This window comes from Dehalococcoidia bacterium, from assembly GCA_022451965.1.
Taxonomy (GTDB): Bacteria; Chloroflexota; Dehalococcoidia; order Lucifugimonadales; family Lucifugimonadaceae; genus TMED-70.
Genome location: JAKUNJ010000006.1, coordinates 1 through 23,484, shown reverse-complemented (window position 1 = coordinate 23,484; position 23,484 = coordinate 1). Strand labels below are relative to the sequence as shown.

At 31.8% G+C, this 23,484-nt stretch carries 23 protein-coding genes; 18 read left to right on the top strand and 5 right to left on the bottom strand.

From position 1 onward, the window contains the following. Positions 1 to 83: 83 nt before the first annotated feature. The 15 genes from MK083_04035 to MK083_03965 all read left to right on the top strand — a co-directional run bounded on the left by MK083_04035 (position 84) and on the right by MK083_03965 (position 15,315). A complete protein-coding gene (locus MK083_04035; GenBank protein ID MCH2673624.1) occupies positions 84 to 476 on the top strand; it encodes a helix-turn-helix domain-containing protein in 393 nt (130 codons plus the stop codon). Positions 477 to 514: 38 nt separating this feature from the next. Next, positions 515 to 1,669 carry an acyl-CoA dehydrogenase family protein gene (locus tag MK083_04030; GenBank protein MCH2673623.1) on the top strand — a complete coding sequence of 385 codons (1,155 nt, stop codon included), beginning with the start codon at positions 515 to 517 and terminating at the stop codon, positions 1,667 to 1,669. Then, positions 1,666 to 2,754 carry an acyl-CoA dehydrogenase family protein gene (locus tag MK083_04025; GenBank protein ID MCH2673622.1) on the top strand — a complete coding sequence of 363 codons (1,089 nt, stop codon included), beginning with the start codon at positions 1,666 to 1,668 and terminating at the stop codon, positions 2,752 to 2,754. The genes MK083_04030 and MK083_04025 overlap by 4 nt, the downstream gene beginning before the upstream one ends. Further along, a complete protein-coding gene (locus MK083_04020; GenBank protein ID MCH2673621.1) occupies positions 2,744 to 3,979 on the top strand; it encodes an MFS transporter in 1,236 nt (411 codons plus the stop codon). Before MK083_04025 ends, MK083_04020 begins: the two co-directional genes overlap by 11 nt. Before the next feature lie 99 nt (positions 3,980 to 4,078). Then, positions 4,079 to 4,948 (top strand): xanthine dehydrogenase family protein subunit M, encoded by an 870-nt coding sequence (locus MK083_04015; protein MCH2673620.1) that lies wholly within the window; start codon positions 4,079 to 4,081, stop codon positions 4,946 to 4,948. Between the two features lies 1 nt (position 4,949). Beyond that, positions 4,950 to 5,423 carry a (2Fe-2S)-binding protein gene (locus MK083_04010; GenBank protein ID MCH2673619.1) on the top strand — a complete coding sequence of 158 codons (474 nt, stop codon included), beginning with the start codon at positions 4,950 to 4,952 and terminating at the stop codon, positions 5,421 to 5,423. 15 nt (positions 5,424 to 5,438) lie between these two features. Further along, on the top strand, positions 5,439 to 7,718 hold the full coding sequence (locus MK083_04005; protein MCH2673618.1) for a xanthine dehydrogenase family protein molybdopterin-binding subunit: 2,280 nt from the start codon (positions 5,439 to 5,441) through the stop codon (positions 7,716 to 7,718). A gap of 107 nt (positions 7,719 to 7,825) precedes the next feature. Next, entirely contained in the window at positions 7,826 to 10,078 is a 2,253-nt protein-coding gene (locus MK083_04000; GenBank protein MCH2673617.1) for a xanthine dehydrogenase family protein molybdopterin-binding subunit, read from the top strand. A gap of 1 nt (position 10,079) precedes the next feature. Then, positions 10,080 to 10,343: a MoaD/ThiS family protein gene (locus MK083_03995; GenBank protein ID MCH2673616.1), complete on the top strand. Its 264-nt coding sequence runs from the start codon at positions 10,080 to 10,082 to the stop codon at positions 10,341 to 10,343. Beyond that, positions 10,330 to 10,908, top strand: coding sequence for a GTP cyclohydrolase I FolE (gene folE, locus MK083_03990; protein ID MCH2673615.1), 579 nt, complete (start codon positions 10,330 to 10,332; stop codon positions 10,906 to 10,908). Before MK083_03995 ends, folE begins: the two co-directional genes overlap by 14 nt. 10 nt (positions 10,909 to 10,918) lie before the next feature. Next, the gene (locus MK083_03985) at positions 10,919 to 11,638 is read left to right on the top strand and encodes an SDR family oxidoreductase (GenBank protein MCH2673614.1); all 720 of its coding nucleotides are present in this window, start codon (positions 10,919 to 10,921) and stop codon (positions 11,636 to 11,638) included. Positions 11,639 to 11,640: 2 nt separating this feature from the next. Next, entirely contained in the window at positions 11,641 to 12,009 is a 369-nt protein-coding gene (gene folB / locus MK083_03980) for a dihydroneopterin aldolase (protein MCH2673613.1), read from the top strand. Further along, positions 11,999 to 13,255: a nickel-dependent lactate racemase gene (gene larA / locus MK083_03975; protein ID MCH2673612.1), complete on the top strand. Its 1,257-nt coding sequence runs from the start codon at positions 11,999 to 12,001 to the stop codon at positions 13,253 to 13,255. The genes folB and larA overlap by 11 nt, the downstream gene beginning before the upstream one ends. After that, on the top strand, positions 13,256 to 14,281 hold the full coding sequence (locus MK083_03970; GenBank protein MCH2673611.1) for a beta-lactamase family protein: 1,026 nt from the start codon (positions 13,256 to 13,258) through the stop codon (positions 14,279 to 14,281). Beyond that, positions 14,278 to 15,315: a trypsin-like peptidase domain-containing protein gene (locus MK083_03965; protein ID MCH2673610.1), complete on the top strand. Its 1,038-nt coding sequence runs from the start codon at positions 14,278 to 14,280 to the stop codon at positions 15,313 to 15,315. Before MK083_03970 ends, MK083_03965 begins: the two co-directional genes overlap by 4 nt. Positions 15,316 to 15,317: 2 nt before the next feature. Here the strand turns inward: MK083_03965 and hflC are convergent, their stop codons facing one another. From hflC to MK083_03940, 5 genes are all read right to left on the bottom strand, one after another. Next, the gene (hflC, locus tag MK083_03960) at positions 15,318 to 16,355 is read right to left on the bottom strand and encodes a protease modulator HflC (protein ID MCH2673609.1); all 1,038 of its coding nucleotides are present in this window, start codon (positions 16,353 to 16,355) and stop codon (positions 15,318 to 15,320) included. A 6-nt stretch (positions 16,356 to 16,361) separates the two neighbouring features. Further along, a complete protein-coding gene (gene hflK / locus MK083_03955) occupies positions 16,362 to 17,441 on the bottom strand; it encodes an FtsH protease activity modulator HflK (GenBank protein MCH2673608.1) in 1,080 nt (359 codons plus the stop codon). Between the two features lie 23 nt (positions 17,442 to 17,464). Next, positions 17,465 to 18,289: a hypothetical protein gene (locus MK083_03950; GenBank protein ID MCH2673607.1), complete on the bottom strand. Its 825-nt coding sequence runs from the start codon at positions 18,287 to 18,289 to the stop codon at positions 17,465 to 17,467. A gap of 205 nt (positions 18,290 to 18,494) precedes the next feature. Next, complete coding sequence (locus tag MK083_03945) at positions 18,495 to 19,445, bottom strand: electron transfer flavoprotein subunit alpha/FixB family protein (protein ID MCH2673606.1); 951 nt, start codon at positions 19,443 to 19,445, stop codon at positions 18,495 to 18,497. Next, positions 19,446 to 20,240: an electron transfer flavoprotein subunit beta/FixA family protein gene (locus tag MK083_03940; GenBank protein MCH2673605.1), complete on the bottom strand. Its 795-nt coding sequence runs from the start codon at positions 20,238 to 20,240 to the stop codon at positions 19,446 to 19,448. Between the two features lie 57 nt (positions 20,241 to 20,297). On the opposite strand from MK083_03940, the gene rsmG reads away from it, so the two are divergent. The 3 genes from rsmG to MK083_03925 all read left to right on the top strand — a co-directional run. Then, positions 20,298 to 21,038, top strand: a complete 741-nt coding sequence (rsmG, locus tag MK083_03935) for a 16S rRNA (guanine(527)-N(7))-methyltransferase RsmG (protein MCH2673604.1) — start codon at positions 20,298 to 20,300, stop codon at positions 21,036 to 21,038. Between the two features lie 4 nt (positions 21,039 to 21,042). After that, the gene (locus tag MK083_03930; protein MCH2673603.1) at positions 21,043 to 22,632 is read left to right on the top strand and encodes a hypothetical protein; all 1,590 of its coding nucleotides are present in this window, start codon (positions 21,043 to 21,045) and stop codon (positions 22,630 to 22,632) included. A gap of 328 nt (positions 22,633 to 22,960) precedes the next feature. Further along, positions 22,961 to 23,484, top strand: a 524-nt coding sequence (locus tag MK083_03925) for a metal ABC transporter substrate-binding protein (GenBank protein MCH2673602.1), incomplete at its 3' end; no start/stop codon positions are given.

Here is a 23,484-nt window from a genome sequence, read left to right as displayed (position 1 = left end):
TAAATTTCTTTAATTTCTAAAGTTATAAAAATTCGATTAAAAAATCCTATGCGATGATAAAAAAATTAAAATAACCTTTTTCTATGGTTATAAATAACATCAATAAAATTAATAATTTTGAGTGGAATTCTGAAACAGTTCTTGCACTCAGAGATCATATTGGAAACTCTCAGACAAAGCTTGCCAATGAATTAGGTGTAAGGCAGCAAACTATTAGTGAATGGGAACAAGGTCAATACAAACCAAGAGGAGCATCTATAACTCTCCTTAATCTTTTGGGAAGAACTGCTGGGTTCCCATTTCAAAAATACCCAAAGAAAAAATCACAACTATCTTTCGAGAGATTTGGATTTGAATCCGCTAAGTCTGAGGATGAAAAAAATATCATAAAATCAAATTTAGCTTCGAGGCAAAAAATTAAGCGTCTAAATTCTATAGACGAATTTGAAAAAAGGAATAATGAAATACCAATTTAAAGTATAATTAGAATATTTTAATATAATTTCGAATTTCAATGTTTTCAGAAGAAGATTTATCATTCAAAAAAGAATTAAACTCTTTGCTAGATAACTTTTTGCCTAATAATTGGCAAAATTATCCTGATGAAAGTTTAGATAGCCATTGGGATATATCTAATAAAATTAAGAATGCATTATCTAAAAAAAAATGGATAGCACCTTCTTGGCCAAAAGAGTATGGTGGATTAGGTGATGATTTTTCTAAGTCAATAATACTTTCAGAAACAATGGCATATAGGATGGCTCCTGGCAATGATAGATTTGGCGTTAGAATGATTGGGCCCACGATATTGAAATATGGCTCTGAATATCAAAAGAAAAAATTTCTTACAGAAATAACATCGGGTAAGTCCCAATGGTGTCAAGGTTATTCTGAACCTAATTCAGGATCAGATTTAGCATCAATAACAACCAAAGGTGATTATGATGAAGAGTCAAATACCATTACTATTAATGGATCTAAAATTTGGACCACACTCGCCCATCGAGCAAATAGAATGTTCATATTAATTAGAACTCAACCAGATACTAAAAGACATAAAGGGCTATCATTACTTTTATTAGATATGAACGACCCTGGAATAAAAGTTAACCCCATCAAGAATATCTCTGGTAAATCTTCGTTTAATGAAGTCGTTTTTAAAGGGGTAAAAGTTTCAGCAGATAATGTTATCGGTAAATTACATGATGGATGGATGATTGCTCTAGATTTGTTAAATTTTGAAAGATCTGGAATTGATTACATTGGATGGGCTGAAAGATGCCTAGATGATCTTGTAGATTATTGCTATAAAAATAATCTTATAGAAAATCCTGAAATTAAAAATAACTTAGCAATACTAAGGGCTAATTTAGAGTCTGCGAAAATAATGACCTATAAAGCCTTGTGGATCAAAGAACAAAGCAACGAAATTCATATGGAACCATCAATGAGCAAAATATTAGCAACCGAAATAAATATTGATATTCATGATTACGCATTCAAGTTATTGAAATCCAAATCTATTTTTCTTGATACTAAAAATAATGATTTATTTGCAGAAAGAATAATAAAAAATAGATTCTTTTTTGTTTCAGGAGGTATTCTTGGAGGAACTAATGAAATTCAAAAAAATATAATCGCTCAAAGAGGATTAGGACTACCAAGATGATAGATTTCAATATAAATGAGTCACAAAAAATGATTTTAGAATCATTAGATAATGCATTTTCTGACAAAGTAGACTTTAGAAAATTGAATCAAAAAGCTGAAAATTTAAATGAATATCGATATGGTTATGAAGATGTTTCAAAATTAGGTTATTTAGGTATGCTAACAGATGAAAAATTCGGAGGATTTGGATTAGATTTTTTTGACTTTTGCCTATTTATGGAAAAATGGGGATATTATCTATGTAATGGACCAATCATAAATAACTTGATTTCAGGTATTTTTAATCTTCAAAATATTGACAAACAAAATTCTTCAAAACTAATCGAAAAACTATCTTCATCTAAAAAAATTATCACCAGCTCTATATCAAATCAGTTTGAATCAAAGAAATTTATTAATTTTCAAATGAAAGATAATGATTTTATATTAAGTGGAAAAATTGTAAATTTAGAATTTTTTAATGATTCTACAGATACAATTATCGTAGGAAAAAATAATAGCAAAATTAAGTTATTTATTATTCCAAATAATTTATTAATTCCCAGAAATGAAAAAATAAGTCTTATAGGAGACAAAGTTGTTGAATTGGTTTTCAATGATTACGAAGTAGAAAAAAAACATATCATTGATTTCGATGTCTCTGAACAAATCTTAGAACAAATTTTTAATTTATCACTCCTTGCTCAATGCTCAGAATCAATAGGTTTAAGTCAAAAAATATTCGATAAAACTATTGAATATATATCTAACAGAGAGGCATTTGGTAAAAAAATAGGTGGATTCCAATCATTACAACATAAATGCTCAGAAATATTTATTTCAATTAATGAAACTAGAGAATTAATTAGAAATACATCAAAAAACATAGATACCAAGGAATTTTCAAAAAAAGTATCTATGACAAAAATCAAATGTGACACCGAACTAGATAAATTATCATGGTTATCCCATCAACTTCATGGTGCTATTGGTTTCACTTGGGATTATGGTTTACACTTACTTACAAAAAAAATCCTAATTAACAAAAGCTTAGGTGGTGATTTAGAGTTTCACTCTAAAAGACTTTACCCAGATGATAATTAGAGATCAACCTTTTGTAGAATTATTTTTTTCTAGAGAATATTCTTTATTTTGGGTAGCTGCATTATTTTCAAATATAGGAATGTGGGCATTAATTTATGGAAGACTTTGGCTAATGAGAACCATGACAGATTCAGAAGCGCTACTAGGCCTAGTATCAAGTGCAAATTTAACCCCTGTATTACTATTTAGTATTTTTGGCGGAGTAATAGCAGACAAATATAATAGATTAAGAATTCTTCAAACTACTAGATTCTTTTTTGCTATCTTAACCGTTCTAACAGGGATAATAATTTTTATAAATCTGATGAATCCACTGATTTTGATTATTATTAGTTTTTTTACAGGTTGCTTACTAGCAATAGATATTCCATCAAGAGCATCCATGATTGCAAAATTAGTAAAAAAAGAATCTCTTGCAGTAGGTATATCTATGTACTCAATAGTATTTGGGGTATCGGGAATAATTGGTCCTTCTCTATTTCATCCAATTGTTATGAAGCTAGGGCTAGAAGGACTTTTTTTTATAATTGGTAGCTCTTATATATTAACTTTCATCACTTTATTAAAAATGGATTCTTCTCTACATTTCGTACCTAAAGATATGGGTCGACAAAGCATAAAAAATGATCTTATATCTGGGGCAAAATATTTATTTTCTAACAAAACTATAAGAAACATAACATTAATTGGTTTACTAGTTGGCATAACTGCTGGGTCAAATGAAGTCCTCCTACCCGCGCTTACGACAGATTTATTAGATGGGAATTCTGAAACCTACGGACAGCTACTACTATTTGGAGGTATTTCAGGCTTATTATCAACGACTTTTTTGATTATTTTTGGCCAAAAAATAAATATGTATATATTCTATTTTTTATTTGGAATAATCTTATCTATTTCTCTTATACTTTTGGGTACAAGCTTTGGTATAAAGAACGTATTTATAATATTTTCCTTACTTTCATTTTCAAAAGTAATATTTAATACTATGAGTTCAACTATAATCCAATCAAATGTTGAAGAAAAGTTTAGAGGAAGGGTAATGAGTATTAGCCAACTTAGTTGGGGTTCAGTAGCTTTGGGTGCAATATTAGTAGGTTATTTAGGAGAATTTATATCAATATCTTTCACTTTTATGTTTATAGGATTTACGAGTTTTATTATTATTGCTATGGGAGCATTACTCTTGATTGGCTCTTTAAATAGAGTAGGAAAAGTTAAATAACCTTAAAAAATTTTTATAACTCTTTGATTCTTGAGTAAAGAGTTATAAAATAATAAGAAGAAGAAAGAGATAAACTAGAGATAAAACTCGAAAGGAGTCATGATGCAACCATTTGCATATGCTGCACCCTCAACAGTGGAAGAGGCTGTGGAGATATTAACTAAACATGGAGATAAAGCTAGGCCAATGGCAGGGGGAACAGATCTATTGGTTCAAGTAAGAGGCGGACGATTTGATTTAGATGTTGTAGTTGATGTAAAAAAGATACCTGAATTGACTGAGGTAAAAAATAGCAAAGATAACTTAAAAATTGGTGGAGCTGTCCCTTGTCATATGCTTTACGAAGATAAAGAAATTAGTGAATTATTCCCGGGATTAATAGATGCCGCTTCATTAATTGGAGGCATACAAATTCAGTCTAGATCAGGATTCGGAGGAAATTTATGTAATTCAACCCCATCTGCTGATGGTATTTGCCCACTAATAGTTCATTCAGCTGTTGCACATGTTGAAGGGCCTTCTGGTGGAAGAGATATTCCTGTTGAAGAATTTTGTACAGGACCTGGAGCTAATGCACTAGGTAAGGGTGAAATGTTAGTTTCAATAGATATACCTAATCAAGGAGAAAACTTCGGTTCTGCTTATGAAAGATTTATACCAAGAAACGAAATGGACATTGCAGTGGCAGCCGTCGGATCAAGTATTTTATTAGGGTCAGATGGAAAGATTAAGGATGCAAGAATAGCATTAGCTTCAGTTGGTCCAACTCCAGTATTTGCAAAAAAAGCCTCTGAGTCATTAATAGGAAAAGATGCTAATGAGTCATCTTTCAGTGAAGCTGCAAGTATTGCTAAAACTGAATGTTCTCCTATTGAAGATATGAGAGGTACAGTTGAACAAAGACAACATTTGGTTGAAGTTCTAACTAAAAGAACTCTAACTAAGTCACTAGAAAGAATAGGAGGATAGAATGGCCACTGAAAAGATTCATGTTAAAACTACTATAAATGGTAGACCCGAAGAATTTCTCACTGATCCATACGTTAGCTTGTTAGATGCACTTAGAGAAATCGTAGGTCTTACAGGTAGTAAAGAAGGATGTTTGGATGGTAACTGTGGTGCATGTACAGTATCAGTAAACGATAGAATCGTTGATTCATGCTTAGTGCTTGCAGCTGAAGTTGATGGACAAAATATTGAAACAGTTGAAGGAATGGCTACACCTGAAGGGTTACATCCTCTGCAACAAGCTTTTCTAGAAGAAGCTGCTTTGCAGTGTGGAATTTGTACTCCTGGATTTTTAGTAGCTGCAAAGGGATTGCTAGATAATGAACCTGATCCTAGTGAAGAAAGAATTAGACATTGGCTTGCAGGCAATCTATGCCGATGTACAGGTTACGAAAATATAATTAAAGCAGTTCAGAAGGCTGCAAAGAATTCATAATAAAAGGAGAATATTATGGTAAATGTATCAGACTCAAAAAATTATAAAGTAATTGGATCTAATCCAATACGGCATGATGGATACGATAAAGTTACTGGAAGAGCAATTTATGGAGCAGATATAAAGCTTCCAGGGTTGATTTGGGCATCTATTGTAAGAAGTCCACATGCACATGCTGTAATCAAAAATATAGATACATCTGAAGCCGAAAAGGTTGATGGTGTTTTTGCAGTGATGACTGGTAAGGATCTACCTAAGTTAGCAGATAGTTGGATTGATCATGGTGAAGGTACCGAGAATATATCATGGTCTTCAGAAAATATAATGGGAACAAAAAAAGCTCTATACAAAGGTCATGCTGTTGCAGCTGTTGCAGCGGTAGATAGATATGTAGCTGATTATGCGGCTTCAAAAGTTAAAGTCGAATATGAAGTACTTGAGTCTGTAACTAATGTAGAAGATGCTACTAAAGAAAATGCTCCAATTCTTCTAGAAGATCTTGTAGGAGACCATATCGGTGAAAAAGTAAGCAATACTAATATTGCCTCTATAACAAGGCATGAATTTGGTGATCCAGATAAAGCATTTAAGGATGCTGTCCACGTAGTAGAAAAAACATTTACTCTCCAAATGGTTCACCAGGGTTATATTGAGCCACATAATGCAACTGCTCATTGGGATGAAGATGACAGAATTAAGGTATGGACGTCTACACAAGGGGCTTTTCCTGTAAGGACTTCAACGGCAGCTATACTAGACATGGATGTATCAAGAATAAAGGTAACTCCCCTTGAAATTGGAGGAGGATTTGGTGGTAAGATACCTGTCTATTTGGAACCTGTTGTTTCAATCCTGTCAAAGAAATCTCAAAGACCAGTTAAAGCTGTAATGGAGAGGTCAAGCGTTTTTCAAGCTTCAGGACCTGCTCCAGGAGGAACTATAACTGTAAAAATGGGAACAGATAAAGATGCTAATATTATTGCTGCTGAAACTTCAATAAAATTGGAAGCTGGTGGTTTCCCCGGAGCAGCGGTAGGAGCTGCTGTTCAATGTATTTTTGCTCCTTATGATATTCCAAATACTAGAATAGATGGATATGATATTGTGGTAAATAAACCTAAATCAGCTGCATACAGGGCACCTGGTTCACCTCAAGCTGCTTTTGCTGCAGAAACTGTTTCTGATGAGTTAGCCAGATTACATAATATGGATCCAATTGACTTTAGGCTCAGAAATGCTTCTAAAGAGGATACTAGAAGAGCTGATGGAGTCGTATTCCCTAAAATAGGAAATGTTGAAGTATTAGAAGCAGCAAAATCAAGTGACCATTGGAATTCTGATTTAGGTACACCCCCTCAAGGAAGAGTAAGGGGAAGAGGAGTAGCTTCAGGGTACTGGTTTAATGTAGGATTAAAATCTGCTGTTTCACTCACAGTGAATAATGATGGTTCTGTCGCACTAGTTGAAGGTTCAACTGACATTGGAGGAACAAGAACATCAATCTCAATGCAAGCTGCTGAAGTTTTAGGTATAGGAGTAGAGAATTTCATACCATCAGTTGGAGATACAGATACAGCTGGTTATGCAGATGTAACAGGAGGATCAAGAACAACTTATGCTACAGGGTTTGCCGCTGTCAAAGCAGCAGAAAATCTAATTGAAGTTCTAAAAGAAAGATGTTCAATAATTTGGTCACTAGATAAAAATGATATTGACTTTGAAGATGGAACATTTTTTGCAACAAAAGATCCAGAATTGAAGTTCTCTTTCAAAGAACTAGCATCCAATCTTGATAATACAGGAGGACCCGCTTCATCAACAGGTAGCGTAGACCTTGAATCAGCTGGAGGTGCATTCGGGACTCACATTGTTGATATAGATGTTGACCCTGAAACAGGTAAAACAGATATTGCAAGATATACTGTAGTACAAGATGTTGGAACAGCTATTTATCCTGCATACGTAAAAGGTCAAATGGCTGGTGGAGCAGTACAAGGAATAGGTTGGGCTCTAAATGAAGAGTATTATATGAAAGATGATGGGTCTCAGGCTAATACTTCTTACCTAGATTACAGAATGCCTACAGCATTAGACCTGCCAAACATTGAAACAATCATAGTAGAAGTACCAAATCCAGGACATCCGTTTGGAGTTAGAGGTGTGGGAGAAGTACCTATTTGTCCTCCTGTTGGAGCAATTGGTAATGCTCTTCACGACGCTCTTGGTAAAAGATTCTATGATGCACCAATGAAACCAGGAAAAATTCTAAACGTGTTAGGGAAAATATCTGACTAATCCCAAGACAAAAAAAAATTGAAAATTAAAACCGTGATCTGTGAGTTTTATTAACATAATTATAAAATTTAGTATCACGGTTTTTTTTTGAAAGGAACATAATAAGTATGACAATAAATTTTGAATCAAAAAAGGATTATAAGGTAATTGGTACCAATCCTATTAGGCATGATGGTTATGATAAGGTTACAGGGCGAGCTATATATGGAGCAGATGTCAAGCTACCTAATCTGATTTGGGCAGAAACATTAAGAAGTCCGTATGCTCATGCAAAAATTATTTCAATAGATACATCCAAGGCAGAAAAAATGGAAGGTGTTTTTTCTGTGATTACATCAAAAGATATACCAATTAATCAAAAGCCTGACGGAAATAAATCTATTAAAAGAGACGCTGATAATATTTTAGCTAGTAAAAAGGTACTTTATAAAGGTCATGCAGTTGCTGCAGTTTCAGCAAAAGATAGAAATACTGCTAAGGAAGCATGTAAATTAATAAAAGTTGAATATGAAGTCTTAGATCCCGTAAAAAATGTAGATGAAGCCATAGCTAAAAATGCGCCAATAATCTTAGAAGATTTAGAATCTGATCATTTAGGAGAGAAAGTTAGAAACAGCAATATTGCTCAACATTTTAGACATGCATTAGGAAATATAAAAGATGGATTTGAAAAAAGCGATCTTATAATTGAAAGAGAATTCAATCTTAAAATGGTTCATCAAGGATATATTGAACCTCATAATGCTACAGCTCATTGGGACGAAAATGATCATTTATCATTATGGTCTAGTACTCAAGGACAATTTGCAGTTAGAGATCTAACAGCTGGGTTTCTAGATTTATCAGTTTCAAAAGTGACAACCTTTCCAGTTGAAATTGGAGGAGGATTTGGAGGTAAAACTAAAGTATACCTACCTCCAATTGCGGCTATTTTATCAAAAAAATCAGGTTATAGACCGGTAAAGATGATTATGGATAGAGTATCAGTGTTTCAAGGATCAGGTCCTGCTCCAGGTGGTAAAGTCATAGTTAAGATGGGTGTAAGTAATGATGGAAAAATACAGTCTGGATTGGTAGATCTAAAGTTTGAAGCAGGTGCCTTTCCAGGTTCTGCAATAGCAGCCGGATCTGTTTGTTGCCTTGCATGCTATAACATCCCTAACATACAAGTAGATGCATTTGACGTTTTGGTTAATAAACCTAAATCTGCTGCTTATAGGGCTCCTGGTTCACCTCAAGTATCATTTGCAGTAGAAAGTGTTATAGACGAAATATGCGAAAAAATGACTTGGGATAAAATTGATTTTAGAATCAATAATGCTTCTAAAGAAGGAACTAGAAAACCTGATGGAGTACTATTTCACAAGATAGGTTTTATCCAAACTTTAGAAGCCGCAAAACATAGTGAGCATTGGAATTCAAAAATTAATAAAAGAAATAAAAATAAGATTTATGGTAGAGGGCTTTCTTGTGGTTACTGGCATAATGGAGGAGGTAGATCAACTGTAGATCTAATGCTTCAGGATGACGGTAATATAGCATTGAATGAAGGTTCAGCTGATATCGGAGGATCAAGAACTTCAATATCTATGCAAGTTGCAGAGACTCTTGGAATACCCGCAGAAAGTATACACCCATCAATTCCAGATACTGATACTATTGGATTTACTCAAACTACTGGTGGTTCTAGAACTACATATGCAACAGGATATGCAGGTTGGCAAGCAGCAAATAAATTGATTGAAGAAATGAAAAGAAGAGTTTCGATACTTTGGGAAGAACCTGAATCTGCAATTGTTTTTGATAAAGGTATTTTTATTTCTGAAGATTCAAAAAGAAAAATAGATATTTCAGAATTAGCATCAAAAATAAATCCTACTGGAGGACCAGTAACATCGACTGCTTCAGTTAATTTATCTGTAGCAGGAAACGGATTTGGGGTAGGGATTTGTGATATTGAAATTGATCCCCAAACAGGAAAAACAGATGTCATTAAATACACAGCTATCCAAGATGTTGGAAAAGCAATTTATCCTGCTTATGTGGAAGGACAAATTAAGGGTGGTGCTGTTCAAGGTATTGGATGGGCTTTAAATGAAGAGTACTATATTGAAAATGATGGAAGTATGGCAAATACTAGTTTTTTAGATTATAGAATGCCAACAGCTTTAGATATGCCAAACATAGATGTGATACTTGTAGAAGTACCTAATCCACTTCATCCTTTTGGTGTAAGAGGTGTTGGAGAGGTACCTATAGTTCCACCATTAGCAGCTGTTGGAAATGCAATTAATAATGCTATTGGGAAAAGATTATTTGAAACACCAATGAATCCAAGAAAAATTCTAGAGGTTTTATAAATTGGCTAAAGTTTTTTTGCCTTACCAATTAAAAAAGGCTACAAATAATCAAGACTTCATAGAAGTTCAAGGAAAAACCTTAAGAGAAGTTATAGATAATCTAGAAAAAATGTTTCCTGGAACTAAAGAGCATCTTGTAGAAGAAGAGAGAATAAAGCCAGGTTTAGCTGCCATTTGTGGTTTTTCTGCTACAAGAAAAGGCCTTTTACAAGAACTAGAACCAGAAACAGAAGTGCATTTTTTGCCATCTATTGCAGGAGGATAAAATAGGTAAAGTAGATAAAAAAATCATAGAAGAATCTTTTAAAAATATTTTAGATAGTCTTAAAGATGATATTGATAAAAAAGGAACTGAAGATACACCTAAGAGAGTAGCAAAAGCGTATGAAGAACTTCTTGAAGGCTATAGTGCTGACATAGATTCAATTATTAATAATGCATTGTTTGATGTAAAACATGACCAAATAGTAACTGTAAGAAATATAAGTTTTTACTCTTTATGCGAACACCATCTTTTACCTTTTTTTGGAAAAATTCATATTGGATATTTGCCTAAAGATAGAGTTATAGGTCTTTCAAAATTGCCTAGAATTGCATTAATGTTTGCAAGAAGATTACAGGTACAAGAAAGATTGACAGAACAAATTGGTGAGGCTATTTATGAAAAAACTGATGCTTTAGGAGCAGGTGTTGTAATTACTGCTCAACATTTATGCTCAAGTATGAGGGGAGTAAAAATGCCCGGAACAGAAATGGTAACCAGCTCATTATTTGGAAGTTTTAAGTCAGATAGTAGAACAAGGAACGAGTTTCTTGACTTAATAAGGTAAGGCTTTTATTTTGGAAATTAAAGGTAAATATGCCCTGATCACGGGTTCTGCGAATAGAATTGGTAGAGAAATAGCAATTCATTTATCTAAACTTGGGGTTAATGTAGCAATTCATTATAATAATTCTAAAGAAAATGCAATTAGAACTTTAAATGAAGTTATGAGTAATAATGTTGAATCAGAAATCTTTAATGCAAATCTTTCAGTAGAGTCTGAATGCTTAGAACTCTACAAAAAAGTAAATGCATCTTTAGGACCAATAAGTATATTAATAAATAATGCATCAACATTTAGAAAAAATAATTTAGAAAATACTACAATTAATGAGTTAAGAGAAGACTATTTTGTAAATGTATTGGCACCTTTTATTTTAGCTCAAAATATTTTCAAAAATAAAAATCTAAGTAAGGGAAAAATAATTAATATTAGTGACTGGAAAACAGCAAGAACTAATAGGTTTTCATATGGAGTCTCTAAATCAGGAATATTTGGACTGACTAAATCTTTAGCAGTATCTATGGCACCAAATTTCCAAGTTAATGAAATAGCTTTTGGAGCTATGTTGCCTCCTGCGGATGAGCCAGATCGTATACCTCAAAAAATCAATCTTGGACCTATACAAAGAATTGCAAAAATGTCTGAAATAAATGAATGTATCGAAATGTTACTAAAAAATGATTTTATTACAGGTGAAAAAATTTACTTAGATGGAGGAAGGCATATTTATTGATTATGAAAAACTACGATAAGATTTTTATTGAGGGTCTAAAATTTTATTCTGTGATAGGAATAAATAATTGGGAAAAGAATACAAAACAGCCAGTCATAATTGACTTAAGTCTTTTTATTGAAAAAATTAAGAAAAATAATAGAGATAAGATAGAAGAAACTGTAGATTATAAAAATATAAGTTATTCAATCAAAGAATTAGTTGAAAAAAATAATTTTGAACTAATTGAAACAATGGGTAAAGAGATAGCTTTTCTATGCCTAAGAAATGAAAAGGTATTGGAAGTTGAAGTAAAGATTAATAAACCTGAGGCATTAAAAATATCTAATAATGTAGGAATCTTAATTAAACGGAGTAAAAATGAAGATTAAGATGGATTATGGTAAGGAGGGTGTGTATTTTGAGTTGCCTGATAATTCAGATGTTTTATTACCTAATCATAAAAAAAAATTATCTGATCCAGTAAGTAAAATTATTGAGTCACTAGAAAATCCTATTGACTCACTCCCATTAGGATCTCTTTACAAAAAGGGAATGAAAGTTGGGGTTTCAGTTTGTGATCATACTAGAGCTCAACCTAGAAATGAAATAATTAATTCTTTACTAAAAACTTTTGATGGTATAAGAAAAGAAGATCTAATAATATTCATTGCTACTGGAAGCCATAGAGCAACTACAAAAGAAGAAATTAATGAAATATTTAATACTGAAATAATTTCTAATACTACAATTATAATCCATGATTCAGAGGATAGCTCTAATCTTAAAAATTTAGGTAAAACATCAAAAAAAACTCCTATTTTAATTAATAAAGAATGGATTTCCTGCGATTTAAGAATTACAACAGGATTCGTAGAACCACATTTTTTTGCGGGATTTTCAGGGGGTCCCAAAATGACAGCTCCAGGTCTTGCAGGAATAGAAACAATTATGAACTTACATGATTATGATCGAATAAATAATCTCAAATCTTCTTGGGGAATTATTGAAGGTAATCCTATTCATGAAGAAATAAGTGAGATATCAAGAGTATTAAAACCTGATTTTTCAGTTGATCTAACTCTGAATAGAGAAAACCACATCACTGGGATCTTTTCAGGTGATTTATTTTCAGAACATAGTATTGCTTGTAATGAAGTAAGAAAAGATTCAATGATAGAAACTAAAAAACTGTATGATTTAGTTATTACTTCAAATTCCGGATATCCTTTGGATCAAAATCTATACCAAACAATTAAGGGTGTTTCTGCTGCTTCCCAAATAACAAAACCGGGAGGATACATAATTGCAATCTCAGAGTGCTCAGATGGAATTCCATTTAATAGCCCTTATGAAAAATTACTGAAATCTGTAAATAATCCTGAAGAATATATTGAACGTCTAAGAAATAGTGACACATTAGAGCCTGATCAATGGCAGTTACAAATTCAAGCTCAATTACAAGAAAAAAATAAAGTGTTTTTATATTCAAAACTTAATGAATTAGATACTTCAGAAGCTCATCTTTCAAAAATAGAAAATGTTGAAAAAATTATTGAAGAAATTAAAACTAAAATTAGTAATCCTTCAATATGTGTTTTACCAGAGGGTCCACAAACTATTCCTTTCAAATCATAAATGGTTCCCATAAATACTGAAAAAGTAATAAAGGAACTTACTGAAAAGGGCTTTATTAAAGATTTATCTATATCTGTATTTAGTAAAAATAAATTTATAAAAGAGTTTGAAAAAATAGGTGAAACCAGTTCTTTTTATATTTTTTCTGCTGGAAAACCATTAATAGCTGCAATAATTTGGAAGCTTGTTGAAAAAGAAATTATAAATTTTAACGATCCTATATGTAAATTTTGGCCAGAATTTGGAAAGAAAAATAAAGATAAAATTACTATAAAACATGTGCTCACACATTCTTCAGGAGTCTCACTAACCTCAAGTCTGTCTGATAGAGATTACACAGACTTAAATAGGGTATCGAGATGGATAGAAAATTACATTCCAGAATCAGAACCTGGAGAAAGAATTGCTTATCATGAGGTAACTTATGGTTGGATATTAGGAGAACTCATTTATAGAGTTACCAATAAAACATTTGAAGAAAATTTCAAAGATTTAGTAGGAGATCCTCTGGGATTAAGTAGCATATCTTTCAATTCAAGAACACAAAAATATCCAAAAAAAATAATTAGACATAACTCTTCGAAACTTACAACTATTCCAACAATATTTAATATTTTTTATGCGAATCAGATTCCACTAATTTCAGGAACTTGTATTTCAAATAGTTATGATTTAGCAAAATTCTATAACGAACTTATAAATAATAATAAATGGTTAAGAAGAAAATTTAAAAAGAATATTTTGAGATCTCATATAGAAGGAAATGATTATAATAGTGAACTAAAGTTTACTAAACTAGGCCTAGGAGTAAGATTAAATAGTAAGATAATAAATATAAGTTCTAATGATAACTCAGAGACTTTTGGTCATTCAGGATTAGTTTCTTGTGTTGGATTAGGCTCATTTGAACAAAATATTTCAATTGCGATACTAAACAACCTATTATTATCTGATGAATTAAATGAGTATAGAATGACACAACTAATTTCAGCAATAATTTTAGATTTGAATAAAATGAAATTATGAAAAGATTTTTTTTAATTATTATAATTTCATTTTCCTGTGGTGAAGCAGTTGATATAGAAGCTACTATTGATGCAAGAGCACTAAGAATTTCAATGGATAATATAAATAATATAAGTACAGCTACCCCACAACCTATTCCGACTCCATTACCAACTTCAACTCCTCAGCCTACACCTACAGTTATACCTTTTCAAGAAGAAAGTGTTAAGGAGATTGCAAAAGAGATTGCAGAAGTTTATGCTAATGATGTTAATGAGTTTTCTAAAGAAAGAGATAATTTTATTATAGAAGAATTTATACCAGAAGTAGTTCCTCAGCTAGCACCTATGCCAACCCCACAACCTACACCTACTCCGCAAAGTATATATAGTTTCGATGCAGCTTATGATATTTATCAAAAGAATAGAGAAAAAGTATTGATGATTGAGGTTGGAAATAGCACTGGAACAGGCTGGGTAATAGAAGAGGGATGGATTATAACTAATGAACACGTAGTTGGTTCAAATAAAAATGTGATAGTTCATATACCAATGTCTGGCGAAGCGGCAGGATATACAAGCTTTGCAGGTAATGTATTTGGAGTTGATAGGAAGAGAGATTTAGCTGCCATAAAATTAGATCATGGCATTGAACCAATAAAAACAAGAGAGGTTGATGTTAGAGATATTGGAAAAGATGTTTTTACTTTAGGATACTCAGCTGGGAACCCAGGGGTACCTTCAAGCCATTCAGGTATTATAAGTTATGTAAAGTTAGCTGATACAACACTTCAATTTGAGAAAGGCAAATCATATTATAGGGGAGATGAAGTTGATTCAAAAGTTTCTATTGTAGTCTTTGATGCTGCTGCTGATCCCGGAGATTCAGGAGGTCCTATACTTGATAAGGACGGATATGCTATTGGTATAGTTTATGGTTTCCTTGAATCTGCTGGAGGAAAGAGAACCACAGGTCAACAGTTAGGCACTAATATGGTTTCAATAAATGATGTCTGGGAAGATCTCAAGGCTAATAGAAATACAAGTTTTGACTAAAACTATTTAGTGTTTGAATATGTTTCTAAGTACTTAAATAATTCACTTGTTGGATCCAAAATAATTGTTGATCCATCTAAAGAATTTTCATATGCTTCTAAAGATCTTACAAATCCATAGAATTCTGGGTCGGATTTCAAAGCTTCAGCTAATGCTTCAATAGCAAGAGCTTCACCCTCACCTCGAGTTATAGCAGCTTGACCATTTGCTGTTTCAAGTGTTATTTCCACTTCCCTATCAACGAAAGCTCGAATTTCTTTATCTTGTTGTTCTCCTTCAGCTCTAAATGCACTAGACTTTCTAAATCTCTCAGCTACCATTCTTTCGAATATTGAGGCTTCAACTTCATCTGGGAAGTCAGCTCGTTTTATTCTTACATCTATAATTTCAACTCCCCATACATCTTGCAAGGGGATAAAATATTTTAGCTCTATGGTTGCATCTAAGGTATTATTTAAGATAGCAGCCTTCATATCAGAGGTTACAGGACTAAAAGAATTATCACCAGGTGATTTTGAAAAAAATGACAAATCAGGACTTTGCAAACCGCTATCCATAGATAATGCTTCAGGCTCGGAAATTTCAAATAAATTAGATGTATTTGTAACTGCTTTCATTACAGATTCACGTTTTTCTGAAATTACCTCATCTTGTGTATCTTGAGCAATTTCTTCTCTTAATCTAGAAGCAACAATACTTCCAATTCGAGAATCAGCTGTAGTTTCATTAGTAAGATTTTTGAAAAATAGCAATGGGTTTATGATCTTATATCTAGCATATGCGTCGACTCTAATTCTTTTTTTATCTTCTGTTAGAATCGTTTCAGGTGGCACATCAACTCTCTGGAGCCTTTTATCAAATTTAGTAACAGAATCAATAAATGGAACTTTTGTTTTTAATCCAGGGTCAGTGTATGAGGCCTTAAACTCACCAAAAGTTGTTACGATAGCTACTTCTGTTTCATCAACGGTAAATATTGATTGAAACCCTACTACTGCTAGTATTGCTAATCCTATTAATATTGGAGTTGTTTTTTTCATAATTTATTAGTTTGGTTCTATATCTAATAGAGGTAAAATTTTGGAATCATTAATGATGTACTTATTAAAATTTGGAAAGACTCTTTCGACCATTTCAAGATAAAGTCTTTGCCTTGTAACATCTGGAGATTTTTCATAAGCTTCAAGCAGTTTTTTAAACCCTTCTGCTTCACCTTCTGCTCTTGCAATCCTTCCTTGCTTGAAAGCATTTGCAGACTCAGTTATTTTAGCTGCTTCACCGATAGCTTTTGGAATTTCTGATTCTTGATATGCTTGAGCCAAATTAATTATACGATCTCTTTCTTCTCTAGCACGGGTTACGTCATCAAAAGCATCCTGAACTTGTACAGGTGGGTTAACATTTTGTAATCTTACTGCAATTATTTCAAGACCTGTATTGTAATTTTCCGCAAGGGATTTCATTAGCCTGAGAACTTCATCCTGAACTTCACCTTTTTGAGTAGTTAGAACATCATCGATATTTCTCTTACCTACTACTTGTCTAAGAGCAGTCTCAGTTATATCTCGTAATGTAACTCCATCTGGACTTCCAGGGCTTACATCACGGTCTTGTTCTCCTGGGTCATCAACAAAGAATAAATATTTCCTTAAGTCTATAATTTTATATTGAATTACAGTTTGAACATCTACAAGGTTTTCATCACCTGTGATCATCATTGATTCATATCTGACAGGTTTAGTTATTTCCTGGCCTTCGGATCTAAATCCTAGTTCTAATTGTCTGGTAGCAGTAACAACAACTGTATCTGTTTTACCTATAGGAGAAGGCCACCACCAATGCAATCCATTACCTTGAATTGACTGAAATTTTCCAAACATTCTTGTAGCTGCTTGTTGATCAGGGCCAACTGTATATATTCCTGATGCTGCCCAAATAATTAACAATATAACTAATCCAATAACAATATACGATTTATTTCCATTGGGTAAATTATTTAAGAAAGGTATATTTTTTTTGAGATTATCAAAAAATTCTTGAAAGGAAATATCATATTCCTCACGACCTCCTCCTGAAGGGGGTCTATATGATTTAGCAATACCAAATGTCCTCTTTAGAAATTCCATAATTACAATTATATATTATTTTATTAATTTTCAGTCGTTTTTAGAATTATTAATCTGTTAAATTCTTCAATTGAGTCTATTTTTTTTAGATCATCAATATAATCATTTAGATATTTGTATTCAGTTCTTAATAATCTTAATTTTTGATCGTAATCTGAAATTGAAGATGGTGAAGATCCATAGTTACCATGGAATGCAAAATAGGCTTGATTAATTTTTCTTATTTTATAACCATTTTTATTCAACATAAGCCTTCTATTTTCCATATAAATTTCAGCTTCTTGTACTTGATTATTAGATAATAATCTATCTGTTTCTAATCTTGTTTCTTTCATGAAATTGTTATAAAAATCATCGGGATAAAAAATATTTTTTTCATTGGAGCCTGATATTTCTTCTCCAAAAATATCAGCTAAAGATTCATTAAGAGATATCATTTCACCTCCTTGGAAATATGACTGACCAAGAGGAGAAAAAAATAAGTATTGATGGAGCCATTCGTGAGCTATTGTTGAAACAATATAGTCATAATCTGATCTTTTCTTTATGAGACTAGGATAAGCAGCAAATCCACCTGTGTTAACTATAATTCCTGATAAATTTTTTTCATAAATTTTCCTTTCTATATCTGAAATTCTTTCAGAAGTAATTTCAGGAGAAATTAACATCGCAAATTCTTGATAAATCCTATCTCTTGGAGAAATAATTAAGACTTTAGGTGTTTTTTGAAAAGTAAAATCTAAAGGTGGAAATAAAAAATTTTTATTTAGTTTATTCTTTATTTTTTTTGAGACTTCTTTTTCTAAAAATAACTCAATTTCGTTTAGACTAATTTCATTATCACCCAAAAGGGCTTTACGAACTTGATCCTCTTTAAGATCTGCAGAGCTAAAAATAGTAAAATATTTTTTTGGAAAATTCTTAAATTCCCATGAAATAATATCAAACTGAACTCCAGAAGTAATTTTATCAACATAAGAGATATGTGAACGATCTCCTGAGAAAAGAAAAATTACAGAAATTAGAAAACTTATAAAAATATTTTTTAATTTACTAATTTGAATTTTTCAACTCTTCAATAATTTCTTTTATAAATTCATTGCAATCTGCAACCACACCAAATCTAGAATGATTAAATATAGATGCATCAGGATCTGTATTAACTGAAATTATATTTTTTGAATTTGAACACCCTGCTAAATGTTGACTAGCCCCTGATATACCAAAAGTCATATAAAGCGAAGGGCTAATCCATTTACCTGTAAGTCCTACTAAATTAGTAGGCTCTATCCATTCTGACTCAACAGCAGCTCTTGATGCCCCAACTGCCCCATTCAATATCGAGGCAAGTTCTCTAATGTAGTTAAAACCATCTTTACTACCTAATCCCCTTCCTCCAGAAATGACTATTTCGGCCTCCTCAAGTTGAATACCTTGAGGTTTTGATCTTTGTGTTTCAAGTATCCTAAAAGTATTATTTTTGGCTTCAGTAAGGATAATATCTTTAACATCATTATAAGTATCTAACAACTCTTTCTTCTCAAAGGAACTTTTTCTTATCTTAAGAACAATTGTTGTTTCTTGACTTATGCTGTAAACACCTTCGGCTGCCTCACCATGAATTGGTCTTATAAATTTCAAATCTGAATTTTTATTTATTAAAGCCTTTACATCTGGTAAATAGGGAAATTTTTTCCTGTATGATATTGCAGGTGCAATATAATTTGAAAAATCATCTTTTTGGAACAATATATAATCAAACGATTTATTTTCAAGAAATTTCTCAATAGTATCAATGATATGAGAGGGGTTTTCTGTTTCAGAATTTATATCAATATAAAAATTTTCATCAGTTGGCAACTTAGAAATTATTTTTTTATCTCCACCAAAACATAGTGATGAAATATTACTATCAGAACTTAAAATATCTATAAATGAAAATATCTCTAAACAAGAATCATCAAACTTATCATTTTCATTAAAAATTATCGATAATATATTCATTTATATTATTCCCTCTTCTCTCAACTTAGAAATCAAGATTGCAGCTTTCTCTTTATTATCTTTTCCTTCAATAATTTCTACTTGATTATCATTTTTTGGAAAATATATTTCCTCAAGATTTACTTTAGAATTTATTTCATTTTTACTAATTTCTAAATCATCTAAAGTGAAGTTTTTTATTTCTTTTTTGGATGCAGCCATTATACCTTTTAGAGTAGGATATCTTGGATCTCCTACTTGATTCCCAGCAGTAATAATTAATGGTAATTTAGCTTCTATGACTTGAAGGCCATCAGTAATAACTCTATCTAGAATTAGGTTTTCACCCTCAATCTTGATGCTTTTCACGATATTCACAATTGGAATTGACAAAATTTCAGAAAGTGCGAATGGTACAGTTGCCATATCAAAGTCTGAGGCGTGTCTACCTGAAAAAATAACATCATATGGTCCTGTTTTTTCAATAATTTTAGAAATAATATGAGAAATTGCATTAATATCGAGATTATTTAAGCCTTCTTCGTCGCAAGTAATTATTTCATCTGCTCCCATGGCTATAGGCTTTTTTATTACATCACTTGTAAGATTGTGACCTACCGAAATTATTGATATAGAAGAATTTTCAAAATTTTCAGAGAACCTCAATGCCAGTTCAACTGCATTAAGATCAAATGTGTTTACTATATTTGAAATATTTTCAGTTGGCTTTATTTCTAGATTTTCATTATCTATCTTAAGTTTATTTGAAGGAACATCTGAATCAGGTACTTCTTTAATACAAACACATATTTTCATAACAATTTTATTGAAGGTAATATATTATAACTTTAGTTATATTATACGAAAGATAAATTGGAAAAAGTAAAAAAAAGTTTACTTGAATTAGATATTGATTTTTCAAATGAAGTAATAGAGAAATTAATTTTTTTTAGTAATAAATTATTCGAAACATCTAAAAATTTTAATCTTACAGGATATAAAAGTATTGATGAAATAGTTGACTTCTTACTTATAAGGTCATTTAGATACATCAAAGCGATTAAGAATTATAAAAATAATAATTTATATCTGAAAGAAAACTTACATGTATTAGACTTAGGAACTGGTGCGGGAATTCCTTCATTACCAATTAAGTTTATCTACCCAGACTTAGACTTAAAACTTGTTGATTCATCGGAAAAAAAATGCGAATTTATCGAAGAAATTATTTCGATAATGGAATTAAGAAAAATAAATACACAGTGCAATAGAGCAGAATTGTTGGGAGTTTCTGAAGAAAGAGAAAAATATGACATTGTTCTAACAAGGGCATTAGCTAAGCTTCCAACTCTAGCTGAACTATCAGTTCCTTTATTAAGGGTTGGTGGATTTGTAATAACTGCAAAAGGTGAATTCCCAAAGATTGAACTTGAACAGTCTAAATATATTACAAAAATTTTAGGTATTAAAAAAACTGATATCATTCTCATTGAAGCCCCCAAATATTTACCAAAAGATAATTTTATAATTTGGAAAAAAAATAGCAAAACGCCAAAAGGTTATCCAAGAAGAAATGGAATACCAAAAAAAAATCCTATAATTAAAAAAAAGTAATTTAATGAAAAAATATATATTTATTCTTTCTATAATTGTGCTCTCAGCATGTGCCGAAGCTGAAAATCAATCACCAAATATGGTGGATAATATTATTTTACCTACTCAAAGTCCTCTCGATCCTATATCTCAAAATCCAATTCCTACTCAAATTATTGATGAAGAGAAAGAGAATACTAGAAATTTTGAGAGAAAGATCTTGCCAACCATAAGTAAATCATCTGATTCTTCAAAATATAGAGAAGCTTATGTCTACAACACCCCAACATCTACACCCACTCCGACTTCACCTGATGTATTTATACCAGACATTAATTTAGAAAAAATCATTCGATTTGAGATAAATAAAATAGATGGAAATATAACAGAAAGTGATATGCAAAAGTTGAACTCTTTATCTGGGTCAGGAAGAGGAATTTCGGACTTAACTGGAATAGAATTTGCTTACAATATCACTAGTTTAGACCTACCAAATAATCAAATCTTGAATCTGACACCATTGAGCAATCTAACTAAAATAACAAACTTAAATTTATTTGAAAACGATATTAGGTCAATTGCACCTCTGTCAGGATTATTTAATCTAAAGCAGTTAAACTTAAATTCTAATTATATTAGTGATATTTCTTCATTAGAAAATATTAACTCATTAGAGTTACTAGATTTTTCTGAAAATCAAGTTTCAAATATTTATGCCTTATCAAATAAAGATTACCTAAGCATCTTAATTGCGAATGATAATAATATTGGAGATGTAAGGCCAATATTTACATTGAATAGCCTAAAATCTATAAAAATAGAAGATAATCCGATAAATGACATAAGAGGACTTGGACCAGTCTGCTGGTCAGATAAAGTGAGTTGTGACGTTGTTATACCAACACCAACACCTACCCCCACTATGACACCTACACCCACTATGACACCTACACCTACTATAACTCCTACTCCTACTATGACTCCTACTCCTACTATGACTCCTACTCCCACTATGACTCCTACACCCCAACCAAATGCTACCATGACTTCTACGCCTATACCTACACCTACTGCTACTGCTACACCTACTGCTACTGCTACACCTACTGCTATAGCAATTATTGAAAATTGGGCCTATACAACATATTCTCAAACCTTAATTGATCCAAGTATTGGCGATGCCCCTACTTTCAGCTTAGAAAAAGGATTCCCTGTAATAGATTTTGATGGTGATGGTAATATACTTGATGAAATATATATTTTGATATGTCCTGTTGGAACAACTATAACGGATATTAGCTGGATAAAAGAGTCTTTTAGATCAAATGTAAATAGCGTTATGACAGGTTATGAATATGGTGAAAATGGAATAGGGTATGCTAAAGCTGAGTGCAATGGTATGAGAGAAGTTGAAGTATCAATTGCAAGTGTTGCAAACGGAAACTCAGCTAATAATCCTAATGAAGCGCCTATGATAGTATTATTTTTCCCAGATCAAGACACAGATGGAGGGTTTCTACAAAGATTGTTCAATAGACCAGGTCAAGTAAGAGCTCTAGACACAATTTGGTTTGTATATAATTCAATTAAAGATGAATCCAGAGGATATTATTAGAAACATTCAAGACTGATAATATTTGAGACTAGGTATCAATAATGTGTAACTTCAAATTCATTTATAAATCATATTACTATCTTGGAATCAATGTATGTATAGTAAATTTAATTGATACATAATATCATTATTATTAATTATGCAAATCAAAAATTAATAATGTATAATTGACAGGTTGCTATTATATTTATTGATATTACATATCAAAAATTATTGATATAAATTTTATATATTTAGCACCTTAAACTTGTTTATAATAATATAAATTGAAAAAACATTTGATACAAAGTATCAATTACCAAAGATTTTAGTTATGGAGGAAAAATAAATGTTTCTTAAACATCTATCAAAGCTAGCATTGATCAGCATTTCAGTTATGATCTTTTTCGCATGTGAAAGTGCAGAAGAGGCAATAACCGATGTTGTATCACCAGATGATAGTACAGAAGTTGTAATTGAAAGCGAAGAATTAGAAAAACTAAACGTTTTAGCGACTACACCTATGATTGGTGAATACGTTAAGCAGGTAGGTAATGATAATATTGACCTAAATATTTTGATGCCTTATTCTGTCGATCCACATGGTTTTGAGGCTTCCCCACAAGATGCAAAAAAAATTGCAGATGCAGATCTAATTTTTTATGTTGGATTGAAATATGAATCAACAAGTCTAGTAGAACTGCTAGAAAATTCAGCCAAATCCCAGGATATTCTAATTGAAATTGGTGAAAGTATAGACCCGATAGAATTTTCTGAAGAAGGACATGATGACCATGAAGGACATGATGATCATGAAGGACATGATGACCATGAAGGACATGATGACCATGAAGGACATGATGACCATGAAGG

Coding starts and splice junctions, on each gene's coding strand:
- MK083_04035 (MCH2673624.1), top strand. CDS start 84: ATGGTTATAAATAACATCAATAAAATTAATAATTTTGAGTGGAATTCT.
- MK083_04030 (MCH2673623.1), top strand. CDS start 515: ATGTTTTCAGAAGAAGATTTATCATTCAAAAAAGAATTAAACTCTTTG.
- MK083_04025 (MCH2673622.1), top strand. CDS start 1,666: ATGATAGATTTCAATATAAATGAGTCACAAAAAATGATTTTAGAATCA.
- MK083_04020 (MCH2673621.1), top strand. CDS start 2,744: ATGATAATTAGAGATCAACCTTTTGTAGAATTATTTTTTTCTAGAGAA.
- MK083_04015 (MCH2673620.1), top strand. CDS start 4,079: ATGATGCAACCATTTGCATATGCTGCACCCTCAACAGTGGAAGAGGCT.
- MK083_04010 (MCH2673619.1), top strand. CDS start 4,950: ATGGCCACTGAAAAGATTCATGTTAAAACTACTATAAATGGTAGACCC.
- MK083_04005 (MCH2673618.1), top strand. CDS start 5,439: ATGGTAAATGTATCAGACTCAAAAAATTATAAAGTAATTGGATCTAAT.
- MK083_04000 (MCH2673617.1), top strand. CDS start 7,826: ATGACAATAAATTTTGAATCAAAAAAGGATTATAAGGTAATTGGTACC.
- folB (MCH2673613.1), top strand. CDS start 11,641: ATGAAAAACTACGATAAGATTTTTATTGAGGGTCTAAAATTTTATTCT.
- larA (MCH2673612.1), top strand. CDS start 11,999: ATGAAGATTAAGATGGATTATGGTAAGGAGGGTGTGTATTTTGAGTTG.
- MK083_03970 (MCH2673611.1), top strand. CDS start 13,256: ATGGTTCCCATAAATACTGAAAAAGTAATAAAGGAACTTACTGAAAAG.
- MK083_03965 (MCH2673610.1), top strand. CDS start 14,278: ATGAAAAGATTTTTTTTAATTATTATAATTTCATTTTCCTGTGGTGAA.
- hflC (MCH2673609.1), bottom strand. CDS start 16,355: ATGAAAAAAACAACTCCAATATTAATAGGATTAGCAATACTAGCAGTA.
- hflK (MCH2673608.1), bottom strand. CDS start 17,441: ATGGAATTTCTAAAGAGGACATTTGGTATTGCTAAATCATATAGACCC.
- MK083_03945 (MCH2673606.1), bottom strand. CDS start 19,445: ATGAATATATTATCGATAATTTTTAATGAAAATGATAAGTTTGATGAT.
- MK083_03940 (MCH2673605.1), bottom strand. CDS start 20,240: ATGAAAATATGTGTTTGTATTAAAGAAGTACCTGATTCAGATGTTCCT.
- MK083_03930 (MCH2673603.1), top strand. CDS start 21,043: ATGAAAAAATATATATTTATTCTTTCTATAATTGTGCTCTCAGCATGT.